Source organism: Dactylosporangium siamense (genome assembly GCF_016862795.1).
GTDB classification, from domain to species: Bacteria; Actinomycetota; Actinomycetes; order Mycobacteriales; family Micromonosporaceae; genus Dactylosporangium; species Dactylosporangium siamense.
The window spans coordinates 48,272-69,849 of the sequence record NZ_BONQ01000030.1; the positions used below are offsets into that span (position 1 = coordinate 48,272).

At 71.9% G+C, this 21,578-nt stretch carries 24 protein-coding genes; 12 read left to right on the forward strand and 12 right to left on the reverse strand.

The features are described from left to right. Nucleotides 1–88 precede the first annotated feature (88 nt). The gene (locus Dsi01nite_RS10620) at nucleotides 89–505 is read left to right on the forward strand and encodes a hypothetical protein (RefSeq protein WP_203845908.1); all 417 of its coding nucleotides are present in this window, start codon (nucleotides 89–91) and stop codon (nucleotides 503–505) included. A 345-nt stretch (nucleotides 506–850) separates the two neighbouring features. Here Dsi01nite_RS10620 and Dsi01nite_RS10625 read toward each other — a convergent pair whose 3' ends face one another. Then, complete coding sequence (locus Dsi01nite_RS10625; protein WP_203845909.1) at nucleotides 851–2,059, reverse strand: HEAT repeat domain-containing protein; 1,209 nt, start codon at nucleotides 2,057–2,059, stop codon at nucleotides 851–853. Between the two features lie 135 nt (nucleotides 2,060–2,194). Between Dsi01nite_RS10625 and Dsi01nite_RS10630 the strand changes: the two genes are divergently transcribed. The 4 genes from Dsi01nite_RS10630 to Dsi01nite_RS10645 all read left to right on the forward strand — a co-directional run bounded on the left by Dsi01nite_RS10630 (nucleotide 2,195) and on the right by Dsi01nite_RS10645 (nucleotide 5,357). Then, nucleotides 2,195–3,145 (forward strand): methylenetetrahydrofolate reductase, encoded by a 951-nt coding sequence (locus tag Dsi01nite_RS10630; protein ID WP_239135815.1) that lies wholly within the window; start codon nucleotides 2,195–2,197, stop codon nucleotides 3,143–3,145. Nucleotides 3,146–3,206: 61 nt separating this feature from the next. After that, nucleotides 3,207–3,572, forward strand: coding sequence for a PadR family transcriptional regulator (locus Dsi01nite_RS10635; RefSeq protein ID WP_203845910.1), 366 nt, complete (start codon nucleotides 3,207–3,209; stop codon nucleotides 3,570–3,572). Next, nucleotides 3,569–4,513: a hypothetical protein gene (locus Dsi01nite_RS10640; protein ID WP_203845911.1), complete on the forward strand. Its 945-nt coding sequence runs from the start codon at nucleotides 3,569–3,571 to the stop codon at nucleotides 4,511–4,513. The genes Dsi01nite_RS10635 and Dsi01nite_RS10640 overlap by 4 nt, the downstream gene beginning before the upstream one ends. 376 nt (nucleotides 4,514–4,889) lie before the next feature. Then, nucleotides 4,890–5,357 (forward strand): hypothetical protein, encoded by a 468-nt coding sequence (locus Dsi01nite_RS10645; RefSeq protein ID WP_203845912.1) that lies wholly within the window; start codon nucleotides 4,890–4,892, stop codon nucleotides 5,355–5,357. A gap of 8 nt (nucleotides 5,358–5,365) precedes the next feature. Here the strand turns inward: Dsi01nite_RS10645 and Dsi01nite_RS10650 are convergent, their stop codons facing one another. Genes Dsi01nite_RS10650 through Dsi01nite_RS10660 form a run of 3 tightly spaced genes read right to left on the reverse strand, consistent with a single transcriptional unit; the run spans nucleotide 5,366 to nucleotide 7,465 of the window. Beyond that, nucleotides 5,366–5,959, reverse strand: coding sequence for a hypothetical protein (locus Dsi01nite_RS10650; protein ID WP_203845913.1), 594 nt, complete (start codon nucleotides 5,957–5,959; stop codon nucleotides 5,366–5,368). Nucleotides 5,960–6,002: 43 nt separating this feature from the next. After that, on the reverse strand, nucleotides 6,003–6,572 hold the full coding sequence (locus Dsi01nite_RS10655) for a hypothetical protein (RefSeq protein ID WP_203845914.1): 570 nt from the start codon (nucleotides 6,570–6,572) through the stop codon (nucleotides 6,003–6,005). A gap of 32 nt (nucleotides 6,573–6,604) precedes the next feature. After that, a complete protein-coding gene (locus Dsi01nite_RS10660; RefSeq protein WP_203845915.1) occupies nucleotides 6,605–7,465 on the reverse strand; it encodes an ATP-grasp domain-containing protein in 861 nt (286 codons plus the stop codon). 92 nt (nucleotides 7,466–7,557) lie between these two features. Here Dsi01nite_RS10660 and Dsi01nite_RS10665 point away from each other — a divergent pair, with 92 nt between their 5' ends. Then, complete coding sequence (locus Dsi01nite_RS10665) at nucleotides 7,558–7,995, forward strand: cupin domain-containing protein (protein WP_203845916.1); 438 nt, start codon at nucleotides 7,558–7,560, stop codon at nucleotides 7,993–7,995. Further along, on the forward strand, nucleotides 7,992–8,735 hold the full coding sequence (locus Dsi01nite_RS10670; protein ID WP_203845917.1) for an SDR family oxidoreductase: 744 nt from the start codon (nucleotides 7,992–7,994) through the stop codon (nucleotides 8,733–8,735). The genes Dsi01nite_RS10665 and Dsi01nite_RS10670 overlap by 4 nt, the downstream gene beginning before the upstream one ends. 15 nt (nucleotides 8,736–8,750) lie before the next feature. Here Dsi01nite_RS10670 and Dsi01nite_RS10675 read toward each other — a convergent pair whose 3' ends face one another. The 5 genes from Dsi01nite_RS10675 to Dsi01nite_RS10695 all read right to left on the reverse strand — a co-directional run bounded on the left by Dsi01nite_RS10675 (nucleotide 8,751) and on the right by Dsi01nite_RS10695 (nucleotide 13,524). Continuing rightward, a complete protein-coding gene (locus Dsi01nite_RS10675) occupies nucleotides 8,751–10,010 on the reverse strand; it encodes a tetratricopeptide repeat protein (protein ID WP_203845918.1) in 1,260 nt (419 codons plus the stop codon). 30 nt (nucleotides 10,011–10,040) lie between these two features. After that, nucleotides 10,041–10,700, reverse strand: coding sequence for a MarC family protein (locus Dsi01nite_RS10680; protein ID WP_239135816.1), 660 nt, complete (start codon nucleotides 10,698–10,700; stop codon nucleotides 10,041–10,043). Nucleotides 10,701–10,719: 19 nt separating this feature from the next. Further along, nucleotides 10,720–11,982: an arginine deiminase gene (locus Dsi01nite_RS10685; protein ID WP_203845920.1), complete on the reverse strand. Its 1,263-nt coding sequence runs from the start codon at nucleotides 11,980–11,982 to the stop codon at nucleotides 10,720–10,722. Nucleotides 11,983–12,071: 89 nt separating this feature from the next. Continuing rightward, a complete protein-coding gene (locus Dsi01nite_RS10690; protein WP_239135818.1) occupies nucleotides 12,072–12,806 on the reverse strand; it encodes a carbonic anhydrase in 735 nt (244 codons plus the stop codon). 166 nt (nucleotides 12,807–12,972) lie between these two features. Then, nucleotides 12,973–13,524, reverse strand: a complete 552-nt coding sequence (locus tag Dsi01nite_RS10695) for a DUF6939 family protein (RefSeq protein WP_203845922.1) — start codon at nucleotides 13,522–13,524, stop codon at nucleotides 12,973–12,975. Between the two features lie 56 nt (nucleotides 13,525–13,580). On the opposite strand from Dsi01nite_RS10695, the gene Dsi01nite_RS10700 reads away from it, so the two are divergent. After that, the gene (locus tag Dsi01nite_RS10700; protein ID WP_203845923.1) at nucleotides 13,581–14,000 is read left to right on the forward strand and encodes a DUF1810 domain-containing protein; all 420 of its coding nucleotides are present in this window, start codon (nucleotides 13,581–13,583) and stop codon (nucleotides 13,998–14,000) included. 167 nt (nucleotides 14,001–14,167) lie between these two features. Here the strand turns inward: Dsi01nite_RS10700 and Dsi01nite_RS10705 are convergent, their stop codons facing one another. After that, nucleotides 14,168–14,566 (reverse strand): hypothetical protein, encoded by a 399-nt coding sequence (locus Dsi01nite_RS10705; protein ID WP_203845924.1) that lies wholly within the window; start codon nucleotides 14,564–14,566, stop codon nucleotides 14,168–14,170. A gap of 119 nt (nucleotides 14,567–14,685) precedes the next feature. On the opposite strand from Dsi01nite_RS10705, the gene Dsi01nite_RS10710 reads away from it, so the two are divergent. From Dsi01nite_RS10710 to Dsi01nite_RS10725, 4 genes are all read left to right on the forward strand, one after another. Further along, a complete protein-coding gene (locus tag Dsi01nite_RS10710; RefSeq protein ID WP_203845925.1) occupies nucleotides 14,686–14,964 on the forward strand; it encodes a DUF6959 family protein in 279 nt (92 codons plus the stop codon). A 119-nt stretch (nucleotides 14,965–15,083) separates the two neighbouring features. Further along, a complete protein-coding gene (locus Dsi01nite_RS10715; protein WP_203845926.1) occupies nucleotides 15,084–16,610 on the forward strand; it encodes a hypothetical protein in 1,527 nt (508 codons plus the stop codon). Between the two features lie 20 nt (nucleotides 16,611–16,630). Then, nucleotides 16,631–17,080 carry a DUF427 domain-containing protein gene (locus Dsi01nite_RS10720; RefSeq protein ID WP_203845927.1) on the forward strand — a complete coding sequence of 150 codons (450 nt, stop codon included), beginning with the start codon at nucleotides 16,631–16,633 and terminating at the stop codon, nucleotides 17,078–17,080. An 18-nt stretch (nucleotides 17,081–17,098) separates the two neighbouring features. Beyond that, nucleotides 17,099–19,204, forward strand: a complete 2,106-nt coding sequence (locus Dsi01nite_RS10725; RefSeq protein WP_203845928.1) for an Hsp70 family protein — start codon at nucleotides 17,099–17,101, stop codon at nucleotides 19,202–19,204. A gap of 187 nt (nucleotides 19,205–19,391) precedes the next feature. Here Dsi01nite_RS10725 and Dsi01nite_RS10730 read toward each other — a convergent pair whose 3' ends face one another. Together Dsi01nite_RS10730 and Dsi01nite_RS10735 are read right to left on the reverse strand one after the other, a co-directional pair. Then, entirely contained in the window at nucleotides 19,392–20,264 is an 873-nt protein-coding gene (locus Dsi01nite_RS10730; RefSeq protein ID WP_203845929.1) for a DUF1996 domain-containing protein, read from the reverse strand. 106 nt (nucleotides 20,265–20,370) lie between these two features. Continuing rightward, nucleotides 20,371–21,516, reverse strand: coding sequence for a trans-sulfuration enzyme family protein (locus Dsi01nite_RS10735; protein WP_203845930.1), 1,146 nt, complete (start codon nucleotides 21,514–21,516; stop codon nucleotides 20,371–20,373). Nucleotides 21,517–21,578 lie beyond the last annotated feature (62 nt).

The following is a 21,578-nucleotide window of genomic DNA, read 5'->3' on the forward strand; positions in this document are numbered from 1 at the left end:
GCTCCCGGCGGGTCGACCAGCACCGCAACCTCCCCGACCGTCGGCCGCTGTACGCGTTCGCGACGGCCGCCGGATAGCATCGGGCGCCGTGGACGAAGACCGACAGGTGCACCGGGTCAGGCCGTACTACTGGGGTGCCATCTACCTCATGGACACCGCCTGCCAGGAAACATTCGACATCGGCTTCGACGGCGACGGTCCGGTGCACGCCACCGCGTCGCACGCCGCGATCATGGTCACCCACGCCGGCACCGTCGACGAGGACGAGGCGGACGTGACGCTCCTGGTGCGGGTCGCGCCGGCCCGGGTCGCCGGGATGCCGCACGAGGTCGCGTTCGACGTTCCGTCCGGCCTGCTGCACGTGGGCGACGCCGACGGCAGCGACGACATCCCGCTCGACCCGCCGGGCCGGTGGCTGCTGCAGATCGCCGTCGACAATCCCCGCGAGGCCCGCCACGTCGAGATCGTGGCGTCACCACTCCGACCAGCCGCCCCCACGATGTAAGCGGCCCTCTGACGCAGGCGTCACCACCGCACAACCGCCACCACGCCACAACGCAGGTCACTCCATGATGCAGACGGCCCCTCCCACGCAGGCGCCGCCATCACACACCACCACCACACAACCGCCGCCACGCCACGACGCAGGTCACGCCATGACGCAGACGACCCCTCCCACGCAGACGGCCCCTCCCACGCAGGTGCCGCCGCCACACGGCACCGCCACGCCACAACACACGTCGCTCCATGACGCAGACGGCCCTACAACGTCGACCCTGTCACGGCACAACCACCGCCATGACATCGGCAGCGCTCTGGCACAGACGGCGCTACGGCGTAGGCGGCGTCCTCAGTGGCCGGTGACGAAGGTGCGCATGGCTTCGGCGTCGCCGGGGAGACGGTACCCGCCGACCATCGACGAGAAGTTGCCGAACATCGCAAAGCCGTCCAGCTCCCACGTCGTCGGGTTCTCGGCGAGGATCCGCAGGAGCCGTTGCTGGGGCTGGTCCAGGACTGCGAAGGTGACGTCCTCCGCCACAGGCCCGGCCGGGAACGCCCGACGCAGCGCCTCGCCGACGACCGTCAGGGCCGCCACCCCGTCGACAGCCGGAGTCCGGGCCAGGAGAGCGTCGAAGACGGCGCCGGCGTGGCCGCCGTCGAGCTGCCGTAACGCCAGTCCCGCATAACCGCACACGTCGCCTTCGAGGTAGGGAATCTCGCTGCGACCTGGGTCGCCGCCAGCCGTCCAAGCCAGCAGTTCGGCCGCGACCGCAGGCTCGGCGGCGGCGCCGTGCAGCCGGGCGAGCGCGACCGCCGCCGCCCAGCGGACCAGGTCACGGTCGTCGGTGAGGGCGGCCCGGACGATCCGCGCGGCGAACGGGTCGTCGGCGCCGACCTGCCCGAGCGCGACCAATGCCGTGGCGGCCACCGCGGCATCCGGGTCGCCGGCGGCGTACGTCAGCGGGCCCGCGCTGGTGCCGGCATCCTCAGGGAACCAGGACAGCGCATAGGCCGCGGCCACCCGGAGGTCCGACTCGTGCTCCTCCGTCAGCAGTGCGCAATACAACGGGACGCCGGAGCGGACCGCGTCGTAGACGACGAGCTCGACGTCCGCGAACAGCTGCTCCTGCTGCGACTCGTCCGGCGGCACAAGGTTTCGGTAGCTGCCGTCGTCGTCCTCGGCGCCGGACGCGACGGGGGACGCAACCAGCATCCGGTCGCCGCCGACCGCCCGCTCCCGGTAGGACGCGACGGGGAACGAATCGGGCAGCCAGGCTTCGTCATAGCCGATCGCCAGTGAGGCCAGCAGCTCCATGATCTGGGCCCGGTCTGGGGTGCGCGGACTGGCCAGCAGCTCCAGGAGAAAGGGCACGGCATACGCACTGGCCTGATATCGCGTCCCCTGATGAAAGATGTTGCTGTACAACCGGAAGAGCGCCTCTTCGCGTGCTGGAGCATCGACCGAGGCAAGCGCCCGGATGAGGTCTGGGACGTCGGCCGCCGGCCCATATGCGTGCTCCAGCTTCGCCCATGGCACCCCGCTCAATCCTTCCAACATGCCCGGAACCTATCGCGGGGGTACGACACTTTTCCGAGCCTGCGAAGCCCGCACCGGCATCGCGATCGACGGCCGTCCCGGCAGGACCTCGAGCTGTTGCCAGCGGGTGGGGGCGCGGCCTCGTAAGGTGGACGGATGCCTGAATCTGTCCCGACCGGGTCGCGGCCCGGGCTGCACCGCATGCTGGCCGAGGCTCGCCCCGGGGTCCTGCTGTTCAGCCTGACGCCGCCGCGGCGCAACGCGACCGAGGAACGCATCAAGGAGATCGCGGCCGTCACACTGGAGCGCCTCGAGCCGCTCGACCTCGACGGGCTCATCCTGTACGACATCGATGACGAGTCCGATCGCAACCCGGACGAACGGCCCTTTCCCTACCTGCCCACGATGGACCCGGCCCGGTACCACGCCGAGCATCTCGGTGGCTGGGACCGGCCGGCGGTGATCTACCGGTGCGTCGGCAAGTACGACGAGGCAGACCTGGCCGACTGGCTCCGGCACGCCGACGCGGAGCGGGTGCTCGGGGTGTTCGTCGGCGCCTCGACCGGCGACAAGACGGTGCGCACGAACATGCGCCGGGCGCAGGCGCTGCGCCAGGAGGTGCGCCCGGACCTGCCGCTCGGCGGGGTCGTCATCGGCGAGCGGCACACCCGCGGCGGCGACGAGCACCTGCGGATGCTGGCCAAGCAGGAGCGTGGCTGCACGTTCTTCGTGTCGCAGGTCGTCTACGACGTGAACGAGACGAAGAACCTCATCTCCGACTACGTCTACGAATGCCGGTCGCGCGGGACGGCACCCCGGACGGTCGTGTTCACGCTGTCGCTGTGCGGGTCGCTGAAGACCCTGGAGTTCGTCCGCTGGCTCGGTGTCGAGGTGCCCCGGTGGCTGCAGAACTCGATCCGGCACTCCGACGACCCGCTCGCGGAGTCCTACCGGCAGGCCCTCGCCATCGCCCGGGACCTGGTCGACTTCTGCGAGCATCTGGGCATGCCGTACGGGTTCAACGTGGAGAGCGTCTCGATCCGCAGGGCGGAGATCGAGGCCACCATCAAGCTCGCCGCCGACGTCGCCGGGATCCTGGGGCGATGACCCGACTCTCGAAGGGGTCACTTCGTAGCGAAGATATCTTCGTGTGCGATATATTGGCCGCATGCGGGAACCGACCTTCCTCATCCTGACCGCGCTGGCACGCGCGCCGATGCATGGCTATGGGCTGATCCAGGAGGTAGCCGAGCTGTCCGGGGGCACGCTCGAACTGCGACCCGGCACGCTGTATGGCGCCCTCGACCGACTCACCGACGACGGGCTGGTCTCGCTCGACCGGCAGGAGATCGTCGACGGCCGCGCCCGCAAGTACTACCGCCTCACCGATCACGGCGACGCCGCGCTGCGGGTGGAGACCGAGCGCCTGCGCCGCAGCGTGGAAGCGGCGACCCGGCGGCTGGCACTGCGACCGGCGTTCCCCGCCGGCCCGTCCGTCACCGGTGGCCCGGCGATCGCGGGGGGTGTCGCATGAGCGACGAGCTTCGCGACCGGTACCGCACGCTGCTGCGCTGCTACCCGTCCGCCTATCGGGCCGAGCGCGGCGACGAGATCCTCGACACGTACCTCGACCTCGCCAGGCCAGGGCAAGACCGGCCGCGCGCCGCCGACGTGATCGACCTGGTCCGCGGCGGCGCCCGCCAGCACCTGCGCGCCCGCCACGCGCTCGGGCTCGCCGACTCGGTGCCGTTCGCCGCACAACTCGCGCTGATGACCGGCGCCACGCTCGCCGCGCTGTGGCTCGGCACCGCGGAGCTGATCACCATCCCGGACGGCGTCATATGGCATCCGCTGGGGCCGTTCGTGACGTTCGGCGCCGCCGCCTGGATCGCCTGGCTGCTCGCGCCGCTCGCCGCCCTGTTCGGCCTCGGCCGGCCCGCGGTCGCCCTGGCACTGCTCACGACGGTGGCGGTCGTCCCGATCGCCGCGCTGACTGAGTACGCACGGCCGCCGCTGTTCGTGCTGGTGCCACACGTCGCGCTCGGCCTCGTCGCACTGCGTGTGCCCACCCGGCGCTGGTCACGCCTCACCGCGGCCGGACTCGCACTGGCCGGGGTGACGGCGTGGCTGGCGGTGGCGTATGGGCCGGCCACGCACTACTACGCGCTGCTCCGCGTGACGCAGAACGCCGGGGTCATCCTGGCACTGATCGTCGCGGTCTCGGGCGTGGTGTTCAGCGTCCGCCGGGACTCCCGCCGCTGGTGGCCGGCGCTGATCCTGCTCTGCCCGGTGCTGTTGCTCGTCATGACGGTGTCCGCGTCGGGAAACCCGCAGCCGTGGCCGACCTGGGGTGTAGCGGTGGTGTCGGCCGGAGTCGCGGTGGTGACCGCTGCGGCCGCACTGCCGGCGACGCTTTGGCTGCGGAGCCAGCTGTGGCGGGACCCGCACGGCGGCTGCCCCACCTGCCGCCGCTGACCGTGCACGGCACACGAGACGGTGCGCGGCGCAAGAGACGGTGCGCGGCACACGAGACCGCGCCCGGCACACGAGACGGTGCGCGGCGCAAGAGACCGCGCGCGGCACACGAGACCGCGCCCGGCACACGAGACCGCGCGGCACGAGAGACCGCGCGCGGCACACGAGACCGTGCGGCACGAGAGACCGCGCGGCACGAGAGACCGAGCGCGGCGCGCGCTGCACCACTAAGGCCGCCAGCCGTGTGCGGCGCGCGCAGCGCCACCAGCGTCGACCCACGGTTCGCGGCACGCGACCGGCGCGGGTCGGTGCAGCACCGCCTGCGGCCGCTGGCGGGTCCACCGGACCTGTGCGCGGCATCGCTACAGTCGGCTGCGTGACCGACGAACCTTCAGACCTCGATCTGGATGTGCTCGCCGGTCTCGTGCTCGCCGCGGACCTGGCGCCGTGGCCGGGCGGCCCGGTGTGGGGCAAGGTGCGCGTGCTCCTGACCGTGGTGGTCGGGCTGGCCCTGGAGATCGACAGCGGCGCCGAGTTCAGCGGCGCGCTGGTCATCACAAGGCTGGACAACGGCGCGACGGTGCAGTTGACAGGGTCGCGCTGGGAGGACGATCGGCTGCTGGCCTACGTCCGGCTGCAGCTCGCCGAGCTGACCGTGGGCGAGTTCCTGGACCGGTGGGGCGTCGACCCCGCCGCCCTGCGAGGCGGATCCGGCCCGCGAGGCGAGTCCGGTCCGAAGGACTGGCCTGGCCCACAGGACGGGTCCGGGTCACAGGACGGGTCCGGGTCACAGGACGGGTCCGGGTCACAGGACGGGTCCGGGTCACAGGACGGGTCGGCGTAGGTCTGCGGTCAGACGGTCAGCAGGCGGTCGAGCAGTTGGTGGTACTGCAGGACGGTGTCGCGCATGCCCTCGGTGCTGTCCGATGACCGGGCGCCGGCGCGTTCGAGCTGTTCCTCGCGGTTGTGGACGCTGTCGGCCAGGGACTGCACCGCCTCGTCCACGAGTTGGCGCGCCTCGGTGACGCTGCCGCGCGGGTCCTCCACGAAGTGGGTCTGCACGTCGTGCCAGCGGTGCCGGAACTCGTCGGCCTTGGTGGTGTCCCAGATTCCGGCGCCCTGCGGGATGCCGGTGTCCTGCGCGGTGCCGGTGCCCTGCGTCATGCCGGACTCCGGCGAGGTGGTCTGCTGTGCCTGCACCGGTCCGGACTGCGTCGTCGGCGCGTCGGTGCCGGCGCGAACCTGTTCCGCTCCGGTCGCGCCCTGCGGGGTGTCGAACGTCTCCGGCGCCTGCCGGGGCTGCTGAGCCTGGGTCGACTGCGGCGTCTCAAACGTCTCGGGCTGCTGTGGCTGCTGGGGTCCGGTCGGCTGCGGCGTCTCGGGCTGTGCCACCCCGGACGCGTAGTAGGGCTGCCGGCTTCCGCCTGGATCGGTCGAATCACGCATCGCGATCGCGCCTTCCTGGGAGTTCTAGCCTGTCCGTGCTTCCTCAGCCGTGCCGTGGCATCGGCCGGCCGCCGCCCGACGTGTCGCCGAGTAGTTCGGCGAACAGCGAGCGGTAGTGCATCAGTGCCTGGCGGAGCTGCTCCGTCGACGCCTGCCCGCGCTCGTTCACCTTGTTGATCTCGTGTGCGTCGCGGTAGTGGCCGAGCGTCTCGGCGTGGTCGACGCTGAGGTCCTGCACGCGGGTGTCGTAGTCCTCGATGGGGTACCCACGCTCGCCCATCACCTTCGTCACGAGCTCGTCGGCCTCGCGGGTAGCGGCCTCCGGCTCCTCCACGAAGTGCGCCTGCATGCGCTCCCACTGCTCGGCGTACCGCTGCCGCTGCTGCGGATCGAGCTCCTTGAGCTGCAGCTCGGCGTGACGACGCTCGCGGTCCTGCAGGTCGCGTTCGGCGGCCCGGCGGCTGTGCTGCTCGCCCACCGCCCGTTCGTACTCCGGTCCGAACCGGCGCCGCAGCGCCTCTGTCCGGCGATGACGGCTGATGGCGACGGCTGCGATCGCGATGATCGCGAGCACGATGATGACGATGGCGGCAACGGTGGCAGTCGAGGACATCACAGATCCTTTCCGGGGAGCCACAACCGACGCTAACCCGGCCCTCCGGAGCCGACCTCACCCTCTCGACGGCCCGTTGAGCGGATGTACGCCAGGTCGTGGGGTGCCAGGCGGTGCCGCGGCCCGGCGGCGCGGAGCACCACGTCGAGGACCCGGTCCGGGTCGGCGGCGTAGCTGGTGCTGAACCAGGCCATGTTCGCCTCGACCACCGCCCAGTGCTCGTCGCCGCGGTCGGCGTCGCTGGCGAGCCCGACGTCGACGACGACGGCGCTGGGCAGGCTGCCGGCGCAGTCGTCGAGCAGCCGGGCGGCGAAGTCGAGCACGGCGTCACAGTGCGGATCGACAGGAAAGTGCGGACCGACCGGAAGGTGCGGACCGCCGGAGAGCGGCGCCGGGTCGAGCCGGCCGTGGGTGGCGTACCGGCTGGCGGCGTGCACCGCGCCGTCCAGGACGAACAGCCGGTACTCCACCAGGAATGTGACGATCCCACTGACCAGCACCGGGGTGTCCGGGTGCGGCCCGGCGCCCGGCAGCCGCGAGCCGTCGGCGTAGACGGCGGCCGGCAGCCACTTGTCCCGCGGCGGCTTGACGAACATCGGGGTCCGGGACCAGCGCGCCTCCCCGAGTGTGGTGAGGCTGATGTCGCGGTGGACGTAGTGGTACGGCAACCGCGCCAGCCAGTCGTCGGCCGGTTCGAGCAGCGCCAGGTCCAGGTCGGCGGCGACCGCTGCGGCGAAGGTGGGGCCGCCGTAGAGGTGCCCGTCCCCGGCGCGCCGCAGCCGGTCCGGCACGCCCGCGCCGGACAGCTGCCGCACTGCCATGCCCCTGCGCCGGGCCGCGGCGGCGAGCAGTTCGGCGGTGTCGTCCAGCTTCAGGGGGAGCACGAGGACCATGGCCCGTCATTCTGGCGGTCGGCGGTGCCGCCGTCGCGCGGGTTTCCGCGCCACCGCGTGTGATCGCGACCGCGGCGGGTAGCTCGGCCGGTATGCAGCAGGTCAAGCCGTCGGCCGCCGGACAGCGGCCCAGGTCGGATGCATGGCAGTCAGCGCTCACCGTGGTGCAGGAGGCCATGCCGCCGCACATCCCGGACGGTCTCCATGAGATGACGGTCGTCGTGGAGTTCCCGCCCGGCGACCCCGGCACGCCCCCGCACCGGCACACCGGCCCGGCATTCGGCTACGTGCTGGACGGCGAGATGGTGTTCGAGCTCGAGGGGGAACCACCGCGGATCCTGCACGCCGGTGAGGCGTTCTGGGAGCCGGGCGGCGACGTCATCCACTACCAGGACGGCAATGCCCGCACCGACGTCCCGGTGCGATTCATGGTCACCATGTTCTGCGAGCCGGACAAGCCGATGCTCACCCTCGTGGAGGAGGACGAGCTGGCCCGGCGCGCGGACCGCCGGAAGGGGGCGACCGCATGAAGGTCGCCGTCATCGGTGGCACCGGCCTCATCGGCTCGCAGGTCGTCACGCTGCTCGACGAGGCCGGGCACGAGGCGGTGCCGCACTCGCCGTCCACGGGCCTGGACCTGCTCAGTGGGCAGGGCGTCGCCGACGCGGTCCGCGGCGCCGACGTCGTCGTCAACCTGACGAACTCGCCGACGTTCGACGACGCGTCACCGGCGTTCTTCCGCACGAGCATGAACAACCTCCTCGCGGCCGCCGGCGACGCCGGCGTCGGCCACGCGGTCGTCCTGTCGATCGTCGGCGCCGACCGGGTGCCCGACCTCGTGTACTACCGCGCCAAGGTCCTGCAGGAGGACCTGCTCAAGGCCGGCCCGGTGCCGTACTCGATCGTCCGGGCCACCCAGTTCTTCGAGTTCGTCGACGCGGTGCTGTCCTGGACCTCCGACGAGGACACCGTCCACCTGCCGGCCACCCTCGTCCAGCCGATGGCCGCCGCCGACGTCGCCCGCGCCGTGACCGACGTCAGCCTTGGCGCGCCGCTGCGGGGCACCCGCGACGTGGCCGGGCCGGAGGTCTTCGCCCTTGACGAGCTGGGCCGCATCACCCTCGCCGCGCACAGCGACGACCGCAAGGTGGTCACCGACGCGACCGCCGGCATGTTCGCCGCGGTGCCGGGCGACGCCCTCATCGCCAGGGGCGACGCCGTCATCGCCAGGACGACGTACCGCGACTGGCTCAACCGTCGCCGCGGCTGATCAGCCACGGCGGCGTCAGCGGAAGCGGCGCCAGAACGCCGCGTCCAGGTCCCTCTTGACCGGATCCTCGCCCTGTTCCTGGAACAGGGCGAGGGCCTCCGCGATGTTGCCCCGCCGGATCAGCAGCGTCGCCAGGTCGCCGGACCACAGGACGGTGCGGTCGACGGCGTCCAGCACCGCCCCCGCCTCGTCCGGCCGGCCCGCCTCGATGAGCAGATCCGCCAGGTACGAGGCGACCCGCCAGGTGCGCACCTCCGGCAGGTCGCGCAGCCCGGCGATCGCCGGCTCGACACGGCCGGCGCGCACGAGCACCGCGGCGCGTGCCAGGTGCAGCTCCACACGCATGTCGTCGTGGGCGTCGAGGCGGTCGACAACGGCGAGCGCCTCCTCGACGCGGCCGCGCCCGACCAGCAGGTCGCACAGTTCGCCGACGGCGCACACGGCGTGCTCGCCCATCATCGCCGGCACCGGGAGCAGCACGTCGATCGCCTCGTCGCTCCTGCCGTGCCGGGTCAGCAGGCGGGCCAGGAACACCGCCGCGCCCGGCTCCACGAGATGCGGCCGCGTCACCTCGATCGCGTCGTCGATCCGGCCCCGCTCCTCCAACCAGGTGGCCAGCCGCAACGCGGCGACCATGCCACCGGCGCCGGCCACCAGGTCGCGCAGCTGCGCCTCCCGGTCGTGCCGGGCCAGGATGTCGGCGAGCGGCGCGACGTCGTTCACCGCCTCCAGACGGTCGCGGAGCACCTCCACCGCCTCGTCCACCTTTCCCTGCCGCTCCAGCACCGTGGCCAGCAGCACCGCGGGGCCCCACAGCGGGTCGGCGATGCCGAGCTGCTCCCGGAGCAGCCTGGCGAGCTCGTCGTCGTGACCGGTGGTCAGCCGGACCAGCGATTCGGCGTAGCGGGTTTCCGCGATGTGCGGGCGCAGCATCGCCACGATCTCGTCCGTGCGCCCCTGCCGGGCCAGCAGCTCCGCCAGCAGCGGACCGGTGTCCGGGCCGCCCGCCGCCGCGTGCCGCCGCACCAGGGTGAGGGCCTCGTCGGTGCGGTCGTGCGCGACGAGGATGCCGGCGAGGGCGTCCACCGCGGCCCAGCGGCCGGCGTCGGCGAACGGGCGCAACACGTCGGCAGCGGCCTCCCAGCGGCCGTGCGCTACCAGTACCGCCGCCAAACCCTGCGCACAGGCGAAGTCGCCGGCGTCCGCGCGCCGGCGGACCTCGTCCTGATGGCCGTGTTCGATGAGGACGGCCACCACGCCCGCGCCGAGTTCCATGTCGAGGCAGGGTAGCGCCACGACGGACCGTCAGTGGACCCCCATGGCCTTCAGGACGTCGACGGCCAGGCGGGTGAAGCCGCTGGCCAGGAGGGTCGCGGCGATCGCGGTGAGCAGGATGCCGGCGACGCGGTCCAGGATCATGCGGGCGCGGTCGGACAGGCGGCGGCCCGCGTGGCCGGCGACGTAGACGCAGAGGCCGGTGATCGCGGCGTGGATGAGGGCGGCGACGGTCAGGGCCAGGACGCCGGTGACGCCGGTGACCTGGGCCCGGAAGCTGATCAGGACGGCGATCGTGGCGCCGCCGACGGTGAGGGGGAACGTGAGCGGCATGAACACGATCGAGCGCCATGAGGTGGACGGCGGGACGGTCGCCGCGTCGCCGGCGCCGGTCGCGGGGTCGTCGCTCTTGCCGAGCATCATCGGCACGGCCGCGATCATCAGGGCGATGCCACCGGTCGCGGAGAGGGCGGCGGTGGACAGGCCGAGCAGTTCCAGCAGCGGCTCGCCGACGAGGATCGTCACGACGGCGATCGCGGCGACGTTGACGAACAGGCCGAGCGCGAGCCGCTGGTGCTGCCTGGTGTCGACGGGTTGCAGCACCGGGATGTACGACGACACGGCGGCGACCGGGCTGTAGAGGCCGACGAGGGCCAGCAGCATCAGGACCGCCAGTTCGGCGTTGTTCACCTCGGCCATCGTGGTCGGGTCACAGCCCGTCGCGGAGGATCGGGCAGGTCATGCAGTGCCCGCCGCCGCGGCCCTTGCCGAGCTCGAACCCCTCGATCTCGACGACCTGGACGCCGTGGTCGCGCAGGTTGCGGTTGGTGTACTCGTTCTTGTGATACCCGACGACGACGCCGGGTTCGATCGCGACGAAGTTGCAGCCGCTGTCCCACTGCTCGCGGGCGCGCTGGTCGGGGTCGCCGCCGGTCGGGATGACGTCGAGGTGGCCGATGCCGAGCGCGTCCTCGAACGCGGCGACGAGCCCTTTGTCGCGGCGCACGTCGAGCGCGCCGGGACGGTCGCCGGGGAAGAGCGTGAACGCGGTGGCGCCCTCGACGACCGGCGGGTAGCCGGTGGCCTTGTCCCGGTCGACGAGCGTGAAGACGGTGTCCAGATGCATGTAGGAGCGGCTCGGCGGGATCTGCACGGCGATCACCCGGCTGGCGGCGCCCTGCGCGAACAGGGCGAGCGCGAGGTGCTCGACCATGTGCGGGCTGGTGCGTTCGCTGACCCCGACGGCGACGGCGCCGTCGCCGATCGGCATCATGTCGCCGCCCTCGAGGCAGGCGCGGCCGAAGTCCTCCTCGTCGAAGCTGCCGTCGTCGCCCATCGGCGGGTACCAGTACCGGAAGTCCGCGCCGGCGAACATCGGATGGTGGTGGTAGACGATGCTCTGGTTGATCGTCTCCAGCCGCCTCGCGTGGAAGAACAGCGGGTTGAGTGACACGCCGCCGTACAGCCACGCGGACGGGTCGCGCTGGTACAGCGAGTTCGGCAGCGCCGGCAGGATGAACGCCCGCGGCTGCGCGAGGGCCGCGACCAGCGAGTGGCGGTCGAGGTCGGCGCGGTGCTCCCGGACCCGGTCGATGAACTCGGCCTTGCTGAGACCGCCGATGAGGTGCCGGGCGAGGGTCTCACCGTCCCAGCCGGCGAGCTCCTCGCGGACCGGGTCGAGCAGGGCCGGCCCGACGGACAGATGGGTGACCGTGCGCTCGACGGCGTGCCGGCGGGCCTCCGGGCTCTCCAGCGCCTCGGCGAGCAGCCGCTGGTGGTGATACACCTCGACGCCGTGCCCGCGCAGCATCGCGACGAACTCGTCGTGCTCCGCCTGGGCGCGGTTGACCCACGGCAGGTCGTCGAAGAGCAGCTCCTCCCGGTTGTTCGGGGTCAGCCGCTGCAGGCTGAGGTCCGGCCGGTGCACGATCACTTTGCGCAGCCGGCCGACCTCCGACGCGACCCCAAACACTGGTCCGGGCATACCGACCCTCCGCCCCTCGGCGCCCCCGACGTGGGACGCGGCGGGCCCGCACTACCCCGCCGGGGCGGCTCCACACCTCACAGCCATTCGACCTCGCCGGTGTCCAGGTCGTAGCGGGCACCGACGATCTTCAACGTGCCGGCGGTGACGGCGGCGGACAGGATCGCCTTGGTGCCCAGGTCGGCGACGATGTTGGTGACGTTGTGGCGCACGGAGGCGTCGAGCACGTCGGTCGCCTTCTCCTCCTCGGCCTTCGCCACGGCCGGCTTGATCGCGGTGACGAGGGAGTCGATGTCAGTGCCGCTGGGCGCCGAGTTCTTCTCCACCGCCTCGACGGTCGCCTTCACCGCGCCGCACTTCTCGTGGCCGACGACGACAAGGAGCGGGATCTTCAGCTCAGCGACGCCATACTGGATGCTGCCCAGCACCGCGTGGTCGACGACCTGACCGGCGGTGCGGGTCACGAACAGGTCGCCGAGCCCCTGGTCGAAGACGATCTCCGGAGGCACCCGCGAGTCGACGCACGACAGGATGCAGGCAAACGGGTGCTGCCCCGCGGCGAGCGTGGCCCGATACGCGGTGTCCTGGTCGGGGCGGCGCACACCGCCGGAGGCGAAACGCTCACCGCCAGCCTTGAGCCGCTCGAGGGCCTCCGTCGGGTTGGTGACCGCCGGCTCGGTCGGCGCCGCCGAGCTCGGTGCCTCGCTGACAGTGCGGTCGTCGGTCTTCGTGCCGCACGCGGCGGCGACAGCCCCGACCCCGGCGAGCAGCCCGAGACGGAGCGCGGTGCGGCGGGTCGACGGTCCTGGCATGTCCACGACCTAACCTCCAGAGACGACCCTTCGCCACTCTCCGTTGCGACACACCGACTGGTTGCTACCGAGGGTGAACAGCACGCGATCATCGGTCCGACCAATCGGCCCGCCCTCAGCTCGACCGGACGCCCGTCAACCTTGACCGGGCGGACCGGACCGCCCGTCAGTCCGGCCAGTCGGACAGCACGTAGCGGCGGATCAGCGCCGCGTGCGACAGCGGGCTCGTCAGGTCGGCGACGTCACCGTTGGTGGTGTAGTCGAGCAGCACGACGTCACCCTCGCCGGCGACCCGCCGCAGCGCGTCGACCTGCTCGGCGGCCCGGTGCTCCAGCACCCACCGGTAGACCGGTAAGTAGATCTGGCGCCGAGCGGACTCGTAGTCCAGCAACGTCTGGCCGGTCAGGCCACGCCGGTGGCCGCGCGTCGCGCCGAACGCGCTGACCGTCCGCTTCAGCCCGCTCATGCTCGTCACGTCCAGCTTCGCCGGGTCGACATCGGCGGCGTCGAACACCTTCAGCCCCTGCCAGATGCCCTCCACCGACTGCGCCACCGTGCCGGGGCTGAACGGCACCGGGATGCCGCCGTGTGGATAGAACGGGCTCAGCCGCACCCACGGCTCGGGACCGCGCGACGTCACGTCCAGGATCGTCGCCCCCGGGAACTCGGCCGTCAGGGACGCCTGACCCCGCCGCCGGCTCGCTACATATACCACCATCGAGTTCGCCTCCCCCGTCGCACACATCATGCCCGCGGGGTACGACAATTTTCTGTATGGACGATCCGTACGACCTCGCCAGGTTCGTCACCGCCCAGGAGGACAGCTACGACGACGCGATCGATGAGCTGCGGCGCGGCCGGAAGCGCAGCCACTGGATGTGGTTCGTGTTTCCGCAGGTGGCCGGGCTCGGGTCGAGCTACGCCGCACAACGCTTCGCGATCTCGTCGCTGGACGAGGCCCGCGCCTACCTCCAGCATCCGGTCCTCGGCCCGCGGTTGCACGAGTGCGCCGAGGCGATGCTCGCCAACACGGAGGCGACCGCACCCCAGGTGCTCGGCGACATCGACGCGATGAAGCTGCGCTCGTCGATGACGCTGTTCCAGCTGGCCGCGCCGCTGGAGTCGGTGTTCGGCCGGGTCATCGACCGGTTCTTCGAGGGCGCCCCGGACGCCGAGACGATCCGCCGCGTCTGAAGACGATCCGCCGCGTCCGAAGACGATCCACCGCGTCTGATGACGAACCACCGCGTCTGAAGACGATCCACCGCGTCTGAAGACGATCCACCGCGTCCGAACATGGCGAAGGCCGGCCACCGAGTCGGTGGCCGGCCTCACGCCAGGGGCAGGGTGGTGCGGGTGGGTTACGCCGAGACGGTGTTGATCTCGGTCGCCGACGCGAACGCCGAGTCCAGCTGGTGCTGCAGCGCGTCCAGCTCGCTCCACTCGGCGGCGTGGTACTGCTCGGAACCCTCGGCCGCGAACACGTGGTCGGTCTCGGCCGCGCTGTGGTCGTAGGAGGTGTAGTCGGACTCCTCGTAGTGCGCGCCGCTCGGGTCGCTGTACTCGACGTGGTGGCCCTGGTCGAAGCTGGTGTTCTCGGCCGAGGCGTGGTCGGCCTCGTACACGCCGTACTGCGAGGCGTAGTCCTGCTCGCTGCCGGAGGCCTGGTGCAGCTGGTCGAGGGACTCGTGCTCCTGACCCGCCTCGTAGTGCCCGTAGCTGTCGCCGCCGTCGTAGCCCGTGTCGCCGTAGTCGCTCATCTCTGACTCCCTGGTGTGTTGTCGCTCTGTTGAATACGAAGGTAGGCAACCCGGGGCACCGACAAATCCCGGAAACGTGCCACAGGCGAATGTCCTGCTGGCGGCCGTAGGATCGGCGGGTGGCACGGGTCGAGGTCGAGATGATGACGGGTCAACACAACTACGCCGTGTTACGACTGCCCGGCCGGCGCTTCCCGGGGGTGCTGGTGCAGGGTGATTCCCTGTCCATCCTCAGCGGCGAGGTCCAGCAGGCCCTGGACCTGCTGCGGGCGGGTGACACCGCCGCCGCGGAGGAAGAGCTGGCGTATGTCGCGAACCATCTCGCCGAGCTCGTCGACGGTTACGTGCGGATTCTGGACGCCGCCGGCATGCCCCTGCCGTTCCAACGCCCAGCCTGAGCGGTCCGCCCAGCCCGTGACCGAGCGCCCGGCACGCAAAGCATGGCAAGGTATTGACATCCTTCTCGGCGTTCCTAGGCTCGAGAGAGCGCTCTCTCACCCGCCAGGAAGAGGTCTCCGTGCACCGGAAGACACGTGTCGCCGCCGTCCTGCTCATCGCCGCCGCGCTGCCGGCGGTGCCCACACCGGCCGCCGCCGCGGCGCCGCCGCCCCGCTACACCATCACCGACCTGGGCGTGCTGTCCGCCGACCCGCAAGCGCAGAGCACCGCCCTCGCCATCAACAACGCCGGCGTCGTGGTCGGCAACACCACTACACCGTCGGGGCAGCACGCGTTCCGCTGGGCCGGCGGGGTGATGACGGATCTGGGCACGCTGCCCGGCGGCGGCACCAGCACCGCGAACGCCGTCAACGACGCGGGGCAGATCGCCGGCACCGCCGACCGGTCCAGCGGCGGCTACGGGTACCCGGTGAAATGGAGCAGCACGGGTGCCATCACCGACCTCGGCGGCCCGGTCGTCAACCGGCTGGGCGTCGGCAACGGCATCGACCAGCGCGGCCGGGTCGTCGGCGGGCAGCGACCCGCGGACTCCCAGGGCGCACCGATCGCGATGCTGTACCAGCTGGACGGCAGCACGACGTACCTCGGTACACCTCCGGAAAGCCTCGAAGCGGCGACCGCCGTCAACCTCCAGGGCCACATCACGGCCAACCCCGGAACCGTGTGGCGCGACGGACGGCTGAGCCCGCTACCGGGCCTGCGGTATTTCAACGAGGACCGGACGACCGCCTACGCCATCAACCAGCGCGACGAGGTCGCCGGCTCGGCACCGGTCGGCGACGCGGAGACCCACGCCGTGATGTGGCCGTCGGCGACGATCCAGGACGGGCAACCGTTCGGCGGCATCGACATCGGCACGGTCGACGGGATCGCGTACAGCACCGGCCGCGGCATCAACGCGTCAGGCCAGGTCGTCGGCACCGCCGACCCGATGTGCCACCCGTGCGCGGCGCCGAAGGCCTGGGTCTGGCACCCCGGCGGCACGATCACGGCCCTCGACACGCTGATCCCGGCCGGCTCCGGCTGGCAGCTGCAGCAGGCCAACGGCATCAACGACCGGGGCCAGATCGTCGGCCGGGGCCTGCGCAACGGCGCCTACCACGCGTTCCTGCTGACCCCCCGATTCACCGCGACGGTCAATTTCCAGCCCGCCGCGGCATCGGTACCGGTGGGCTACACCGCCGACAGCGGCCTGGTCTACGGTTCGCGGGCCGGCGGTCTCATGTACGGATGGGCTACCGACAACACCGCCGCGACCCGGGACCGCAACTCGGCCGGCGCCCTCGACCAGCGCTACGACACGCTCATCCACGCGCAGCGCCCGACCACCGCCAACCGGTGGGAGCTGGCCGTGCCCAACGGCGACTATCTCGTGCACCTCGCCGCCGGCGACCCCGACCACACCGACAGCGTGTACCGGTTCACCGTGGAGGGCGTCGCGGCGATCAACGGCACGCCCAGCGCCACCCAGCACTTCTTCGAACGGACCCTCGCGGTGACCGTCACCGACGGCCGCCTCACCGTCGCCAACGGCCCGGGCGCCAGCAACAACAAGCTCGCGTACGTGGACGTGGCCGTCCTCTGAAGCATCAGTACGCTGGTGCTATGACCGAGAATGTGTGGGATTACCCGCGGCCGCCCCGGGCGGAGCCGACCGCCCGGCATGTCGTGATCCGGCATGCCGGGCAGGTCGTCGCCGACACCCGGCGGGCGGTGCGGGTCTTGGAGACCTCGCACCCGCCGGTGTACTACATCCCGCCCGCCGACGTGGCCGCCGAGCTGCGGCCGACGCCGCGGCAGACGGTGTGCGAGTTCAAGGGGCTCGCCACGTACTGGGACGTCGCCGGGGTCGTGGAGGCCGCCTGGTCCTACGAGGAGCCGAATCGCGGCTACGAGTCGCTGCGCGGGCTGCTCGCGTTCTACCCGTCGCGGTTCGACGAGTGCACGGTCGACGGCGAGAGGGTTATCGCCCAACCCGGCGACTTCTACGGCGGCTGGCTCACCAGCGACATCACCGGACCCGTCAAGGGCGGCCCAGGCACGCTCGGCTGGTAAGGGCTAAGCTCGCCGACCGTGACAGGATTCCGGCTCGGCGTCGACTTCGGCACGTCCACGACGATCGCCATGCTGCGCCGGCCCGACGGGCGGGTGCAGCCGCTGCTGTTCGACGGCTCGCCGCTGCTGTCCTCGGCGGTCCTGCTCGGGCCCGACGGGCGCCTGCACACCGGCCGGGACGCCGCGCACCTGGCGCGCAGCGCCCCGGAACGCCTCGAGCCCAACCCGAAGCGACGGGTCGACGACACCAGCGTGCTGCTCGGTGACCGGGAGATCGGCGTCCGGGAGCTGGTCGCGGCCGTCCTGCAGCGGGTCGCGATCGAGGCGGCCCGGGTCGCCGGGCCGGTCACCGCCGTCACGCTCACCCACCCCGCGAACTGGGGCACCGGCCGGCGGGCCGTGCTCGTCGAGGCCGCCCGGCAGGCGGGGTTCGCCGACGTGGACCTGGTCGCCGAGCCCGTCGCGGCGGCGACCTATCTCGCGGAAACCCGCGGCGCTCAACTTCCTTTCGGTGCCTGCGTGGTGGTGTACGACCTGGGCGCCGGCACCTGCGACGTGACGGTGCTCCGGCGAGCGGCGCAGGGGTTCGAGCCGGTCGCCTCCGACGGGCTCAACGACGTCGGCGGGCTGGACGTGGACGCCACCGTCGTGGCGTTCCTGCAGGCCACCTACGGGACGCTGTGGACCGACGCGACCACACGGCGGCAGCTGTGGGAGGACGTGCGCTCGGCGAAGGAGATGCTGTCGCGGGCCAGCGGCACCGTCGTCATGGTGCCGGCGCTGGGCAAGGAGGTGCCGCTCGGCCGGGAGCAGCTGGAGGGCCTCGCCCGGCCGGTGCTGCGCCAGACGATCTCGATGACCCGGGCGCTGCTCACCGAGGCGGCCGTGCCACCGTCCGCGATCGCGGGGCTGTTCCTGGTCGGCGGCTCCAGCCGGATCCCCCTGGTCGCGACCATGCTGCACGAGTCGATCGGGATCGCGCCGGTCGTCGCGGAGCAGCCGGAGCTGGTGGTCGCGGAGGGCGCCCTGTACGCGACCGGCACCCCACCGCAGCCGGCACCCCCGGTCTCCGGGCCGCCGACGTACAGCCCAGCGTCGCCGCAGTCCCCGTACGGACCGACCGCGCCCAGCTCACCCGTCCCCGGCGGGTTCCCGGCGGGCCGTCCACAGCCGACCTCCGGGTCACCGTTCTCCGGATCACCGGCGGGGATCTACGACACCGGCGCGTACACCGGCGGGATGCCCGCCGCGGCGATCCCCGAGTCGACCGCCTCCGGCGGGTTCCGGGCCGCGCCGCTGCCGGTGTCCGCCACCCCGTACGGCCCCACGCCCGTCTCGGCCGTGCCCGGCTCCATGCCCGGCTCCAGGCCCGGCCCGATGCCCCCGTCGCCGGGCCGCCCGGAGGCGCCCACCTGGACCCCGCCGCCACCTCCCGCGCCGCGACGGCGGGGCAGCGGCGCGGGGGTCGCGGTCGCCGTCGTGCTGGTGCTGGTCGCGGTGCTCGTCGTCGGTGGCGGCGTCGGCGCGTACCTCCTGCTGAAGAACGGCAACACGAACGGCACACCGAACACCTCGGGCGCGTCCGGGGCCGGCCGGCAGTCCAGCGGGCCCGGCAGGTTCGACCTGAAGAAGCTGCCGCAGAACATCTGCGGCACGATCGACGTGGCGCCGATCAGCGGCAAGTACGAGGATCCGGTCGGCGAGCCGACGCCGTCGCGGAACCTGAACACGTTCGCCGGCACCGCGTCCTGCTCGATCAGCCGGACGCACAAGGCGGACTACTCCACGGCCTCGGTGGTGTCGATCGCCACCGTGTACGCGGACCTGTCCACGGGCGCCGCCGTCGCCAAGCAGATGATCGACTCGGCCCGGCTCAACGGCGACGTCACCGAGCTCGACGGCATCGGCGAGCAGGCGTACACCTATGTCGACAAGCAGCAGCCGTCCGTGCTGACGGCCACGTTCGTCGGCGTCGAGTCGAACCTGGTCCTCAACCTCACGCTGGTGGTCAGCGCCGCCAACAGCGGCACGTTCACCGACGCGCAGATCAAGGACCTGCAGAGCCGGCTCGGCGACATCGGCCGCAAGACGTTCCCGAAGACGGTGGCCGCGATCGCCGGGTGAGCTGCAGTCACTGCGCGACCGCGGCCTGGTTCGCATGCGTACGCTGCGTCGATGGAACGCTGCCCGCCGAGTTCACCGCGATGACCGACGGGATCGAGCGGCACCTGAGCAACGGCGGGTAGCAGACACCGGCAACAGACCGGGGCCCGGAAGCCAGCTGGCGGGCGGCTTCCGGGCCGGTCTCACATCATCCTTGGCCGTAGCCGTTGCACTGCCGACCACCGTTGATGCAGTAGGTCACCAGGTATGCCTGCCGCGCCGCGTCCCACCCGTTCATGAAGTCGTAGTGGAACGTCCAGCTGGCCCCGGACGAGTACGCCAGGTTCGACGTGTTGCCGCCGGGCAGCTTGTAGGGCAGCTTGATCTCCAGCATCGGCAGCGGCACCGGGTGCGAGGTCGGGCAGACCCCGCTGACCGGCCACGCCATGTGTGACTTGTGGTCGGCGGTGTCCAGGTGCACGCCGTCCCAGCAGCTCGGCGCGGTCATCCGGACGACCAGCGACGAGCCCGACGGGCACGACGCGGGGATGGTGCTGCCCTTGTAGCCGGGGCACTGCCAGTTGCCGGTGAAGTGCGCGGCGTCGGGGGTCTTCGCGTCGCCGACGAGCAGCTTGAAGCCCGCCGGGAACGGCTTGACGGTGCGGTAGTCCTTGACGTCGGACTTGTAGTAGACGGTCGGCTTGTCCGGCAGCACCGGGTTGCCGTTCTGCAGCAGCGTCGGGAACCAGTATCCCGACGCGTCCAGCTGATCCTCGCAGGAGGTGGCGCCGCCGACCAGCGACGCCGGGGTGGAGTTGGCGTTGGTGGTCGGGTTGCCGATGAACGAGTGGTTGTGGGAGGCGCCGGCGAGCCCCGGGAACACGATGGGGTCGTCGCCGAGCCGGTGGGTGACCGTGCAGTTGGCGTGCATCTCGTGGTACTGGGTGCGGGGCGGGTCGTCCGCCGCGACGGCGGTGCCGATCCCGCCGGCGACGGCGAGCAGGGCCGCCGTGGCGGCGACGGCGAGGATGCGGCGGCCCGGTCTCAACGAGAACCTGGGCAGCATTGAGCTGATGCTCATAGCAACTCCTTGGCGGTGGAATCGAGCATCTCCAATGGGGATGAAACCCGACGCTAGCAGCGCGTTCTTTCCACCGACAACCGTTTGCCACGGCTTGCCAGTTGGATCACGGGTCCACTGTGGACAGCGCCGCGGCGAGATCCGCGATGATGTCCGCGGGCTCCTCGAGGCCGACCGACAGCCGCAGCATCGCCGCGTCGACGCCGGACTCGGCGAGCTCCGCCTCGCTCTGGTGGGCGAAGACGAGCGACGCGGGATGGGTGATGAGGGTCTCCGGGCCGCCGAGGCTGACCGCGTTACGGCACAGCCGGGTCGCGCGCAGCACCCGTACCGCGGCATCGGCGTCGGCCACGGTGAACGCGAGCATGCCGCCGAACCCGTCCATCTGCCGCGCCGCGAGCTCGTGCTGCGGATGGTCCGGCAGGCCCGGGTGGTGCACCGCGCGCACGGCGGGATGTGCGGCCAGGAACCGGGCGACGGCGAGTCCCGAGGCGTTGTGCCGCGCCATCCGCAGCGGAAACGTCTTGAGCCCGCGGGCGAGCAGCCACGCCTCGAACGGATGGCAGACCGGCCCGAGGACCCGCGCGGTCTCCCACGCCTTCGCGACGAGGGCGGCCGAACCGGTGACGACGCCCGCGGTGACGTCGCTGTGCCCGTTGAGATACTTCGTGGCCGACTGCACGACGAGGTCGACGCCGAATTCCAGGGGCCGGGTGTTGTACGGGGTGGCGAACGTGTTGTCGGCGATGATGACCGCGTCCGGGGCCGCGGCGCGCACGGCGGCGAGGTCCGTCACGGTCATCGTGGGGTTGCTGGGCGTCTCCACGTAGACGACCCGGGTCGACGGCCGCACCGCCGCGGCCAGGTCCTCCTGCGGCACCAGCCGCACGTCCACCCCGAACGCCGGCAGCATCGTGCCGAGCAGCGTCAGCGTGCCCGTGTAGTGGCTGCGTTGGGCGAGCACCTCGCCGCCGGCGACCACTGTGGACAGCAGCGCGGCGCTGACCGCCGCCATGCCGCTGCCCACCAGCAGGGCCGCCTCGGCGCCGTCGAGGTCGGCGAGCATCGCCTCGGCCTCGCGGGCGTTGGGTGAGCCGTAGCGGGTGTAGTAGCCGCCCGGCGCCACCGCGGCCGCGATCTGCGCGGCCTCGGCGGTGCGGGGCAGCTCGTAGGTGCTGGTCTGGTGGATCGGCGTGACCAGCGGGGTCCCGCCGGGCTGCGGCGCGACGTGCGGGTGCAGCAGCCTGGTCATGCGTCCTCGCTTCGCTGCGGGCGCCTGCCCCGAATACTGAGCTGCTGATGACCGGCCCGAGA

Excerpts from the sequence above, each read along its gene's own strand:
- Dsi01nite_RS10640 (WP_203845911.1), top strand. The coding sequence starts at position 3,569 with ATGAGCGACGAGCTTCGCGACCGGTACCGCACGCTGCTGCGCTGCTAC.
- Dsi01nite_RS10655 (WP_203845914.1), bottom strand. The coding sequence starts at position 6,572 with ATGTCCTCGACTGCCACCGTTGCCGCCATCGTCATCATCGTGCTCGCG.
- Dsi01nite_RS10695 (WP_203845922.1), bottom strand. The coding sequence starts at position 13,524 with ATGGTGGTATATGTAGCGAGCCGGCGGCGGGGTCAGGCGTCCCTGACG.
- Dsi01nite_RS10735 (WP_203845930.1), bottom strand. The coding sequence starts at position 21,516 with ATGACCAGGCTGCTGCACCCGCACGTCGCGCCGCAGCCCGGCGGGACC.
- Dsi01nite_RS10635 (WP_203845910.1), top strand. The coding sequence starts at position 3,207 with ATGCGGGAACCGACCTTCCTCATCCTGACCGCGCTGGCACGCGCGCCG.
- Dsi01nite_RS10675 (WP_203845918.1), bottom strand. The coding sequence starts at position 10,010 with ATGGAACTCGGCGCGGGCGTGGTGGCCGTCCTCATCGAACACGGCCAT.
- Dsi01nite_RS10665 (WP_203845916.1), top strand. The coding sequence starts at position 7,558 with ATGCAGCAGGTCAAGCCGTCGGCCGCCGGACAGCGGCCCAGGTCGGAT.
- Dsi01nite_RS10720 (WP_203845927.1), top strand. The coding sequence starts at position 16,631 with ATGACCGAGAATGTGTGGGATTACCCGCGGCCGCCCCGGGCGGAGCCG.
- Dsi01nite_RS10730 (WP_203845929.1), bottom strand. The coding sequence starts at position 20,264 with ATGAGCATCAGCTCAATGCTGCCCAGGTTCTCGTTGAGACCGGGCCGC.
- Dsi01nite_RS10700 (WP_203845923.1), top strand. The coding sequence starts at position 13,581 with ATGGACGATCCGTACGACCTCGCCAGGTTCGTCACCGCCCAGGAGGAC.
- Dsi01nite_RS10650 (WP_203845913.1), bottom strand. The coding sequence starts at position 5,959 with ATGCGTGATTCGACCGATCCAGGCGGAAGCCGGCAGCCCTACTACGCG.
- Dsi01nite_RS10630 (WP_239135815.1), top strand. The coding sequence starts at position 2,195 with ATGCCTGAATCTGTCCCGACCGGGTCGCGGCCCGGGCTGCACCGCATG.
- Dsi01nite_RS10660 (WP_203845915.1), bottom strand. The coding sequence starts at position 7,465 with ATGGTCCTCGTGCTCCCCCTGAAGCTGGACGACACCGCCGAACTGCTC.
- Dsi01nite_RS10705 (WP_203845924.1), bottom strand. The coding sequence starts at position 14,566 with ATGAGCGACTACGGCGACACGGGCTACGACGGCGGCGACAGCTACGGG.
- Dsi01nite_RS10625 (WP_203845909.1), bottom strand. The coding sequence starts at position 2,059 with ATGTTGGAAGGATTGAGCGGGGTGCCATGGGCGAAGCTGGAGCACGCA.
- Dsi01nite_RS10690 (WP_239135818.1), bottom strand. The coding sequence starts at position 12,806 with ATGCCAGGACCGTCGACCCGCCGCACCGCGCTCCGTCTCGGGCTGCTC.
- Dsi01nite_RS10670 (WP_203845917.1), top strand. The coding sequence starts at position 7,992 with ATGAAGGTCGCCGTCATCGGTGGCACCGGCCTCATCGGCTCGCAGGTC.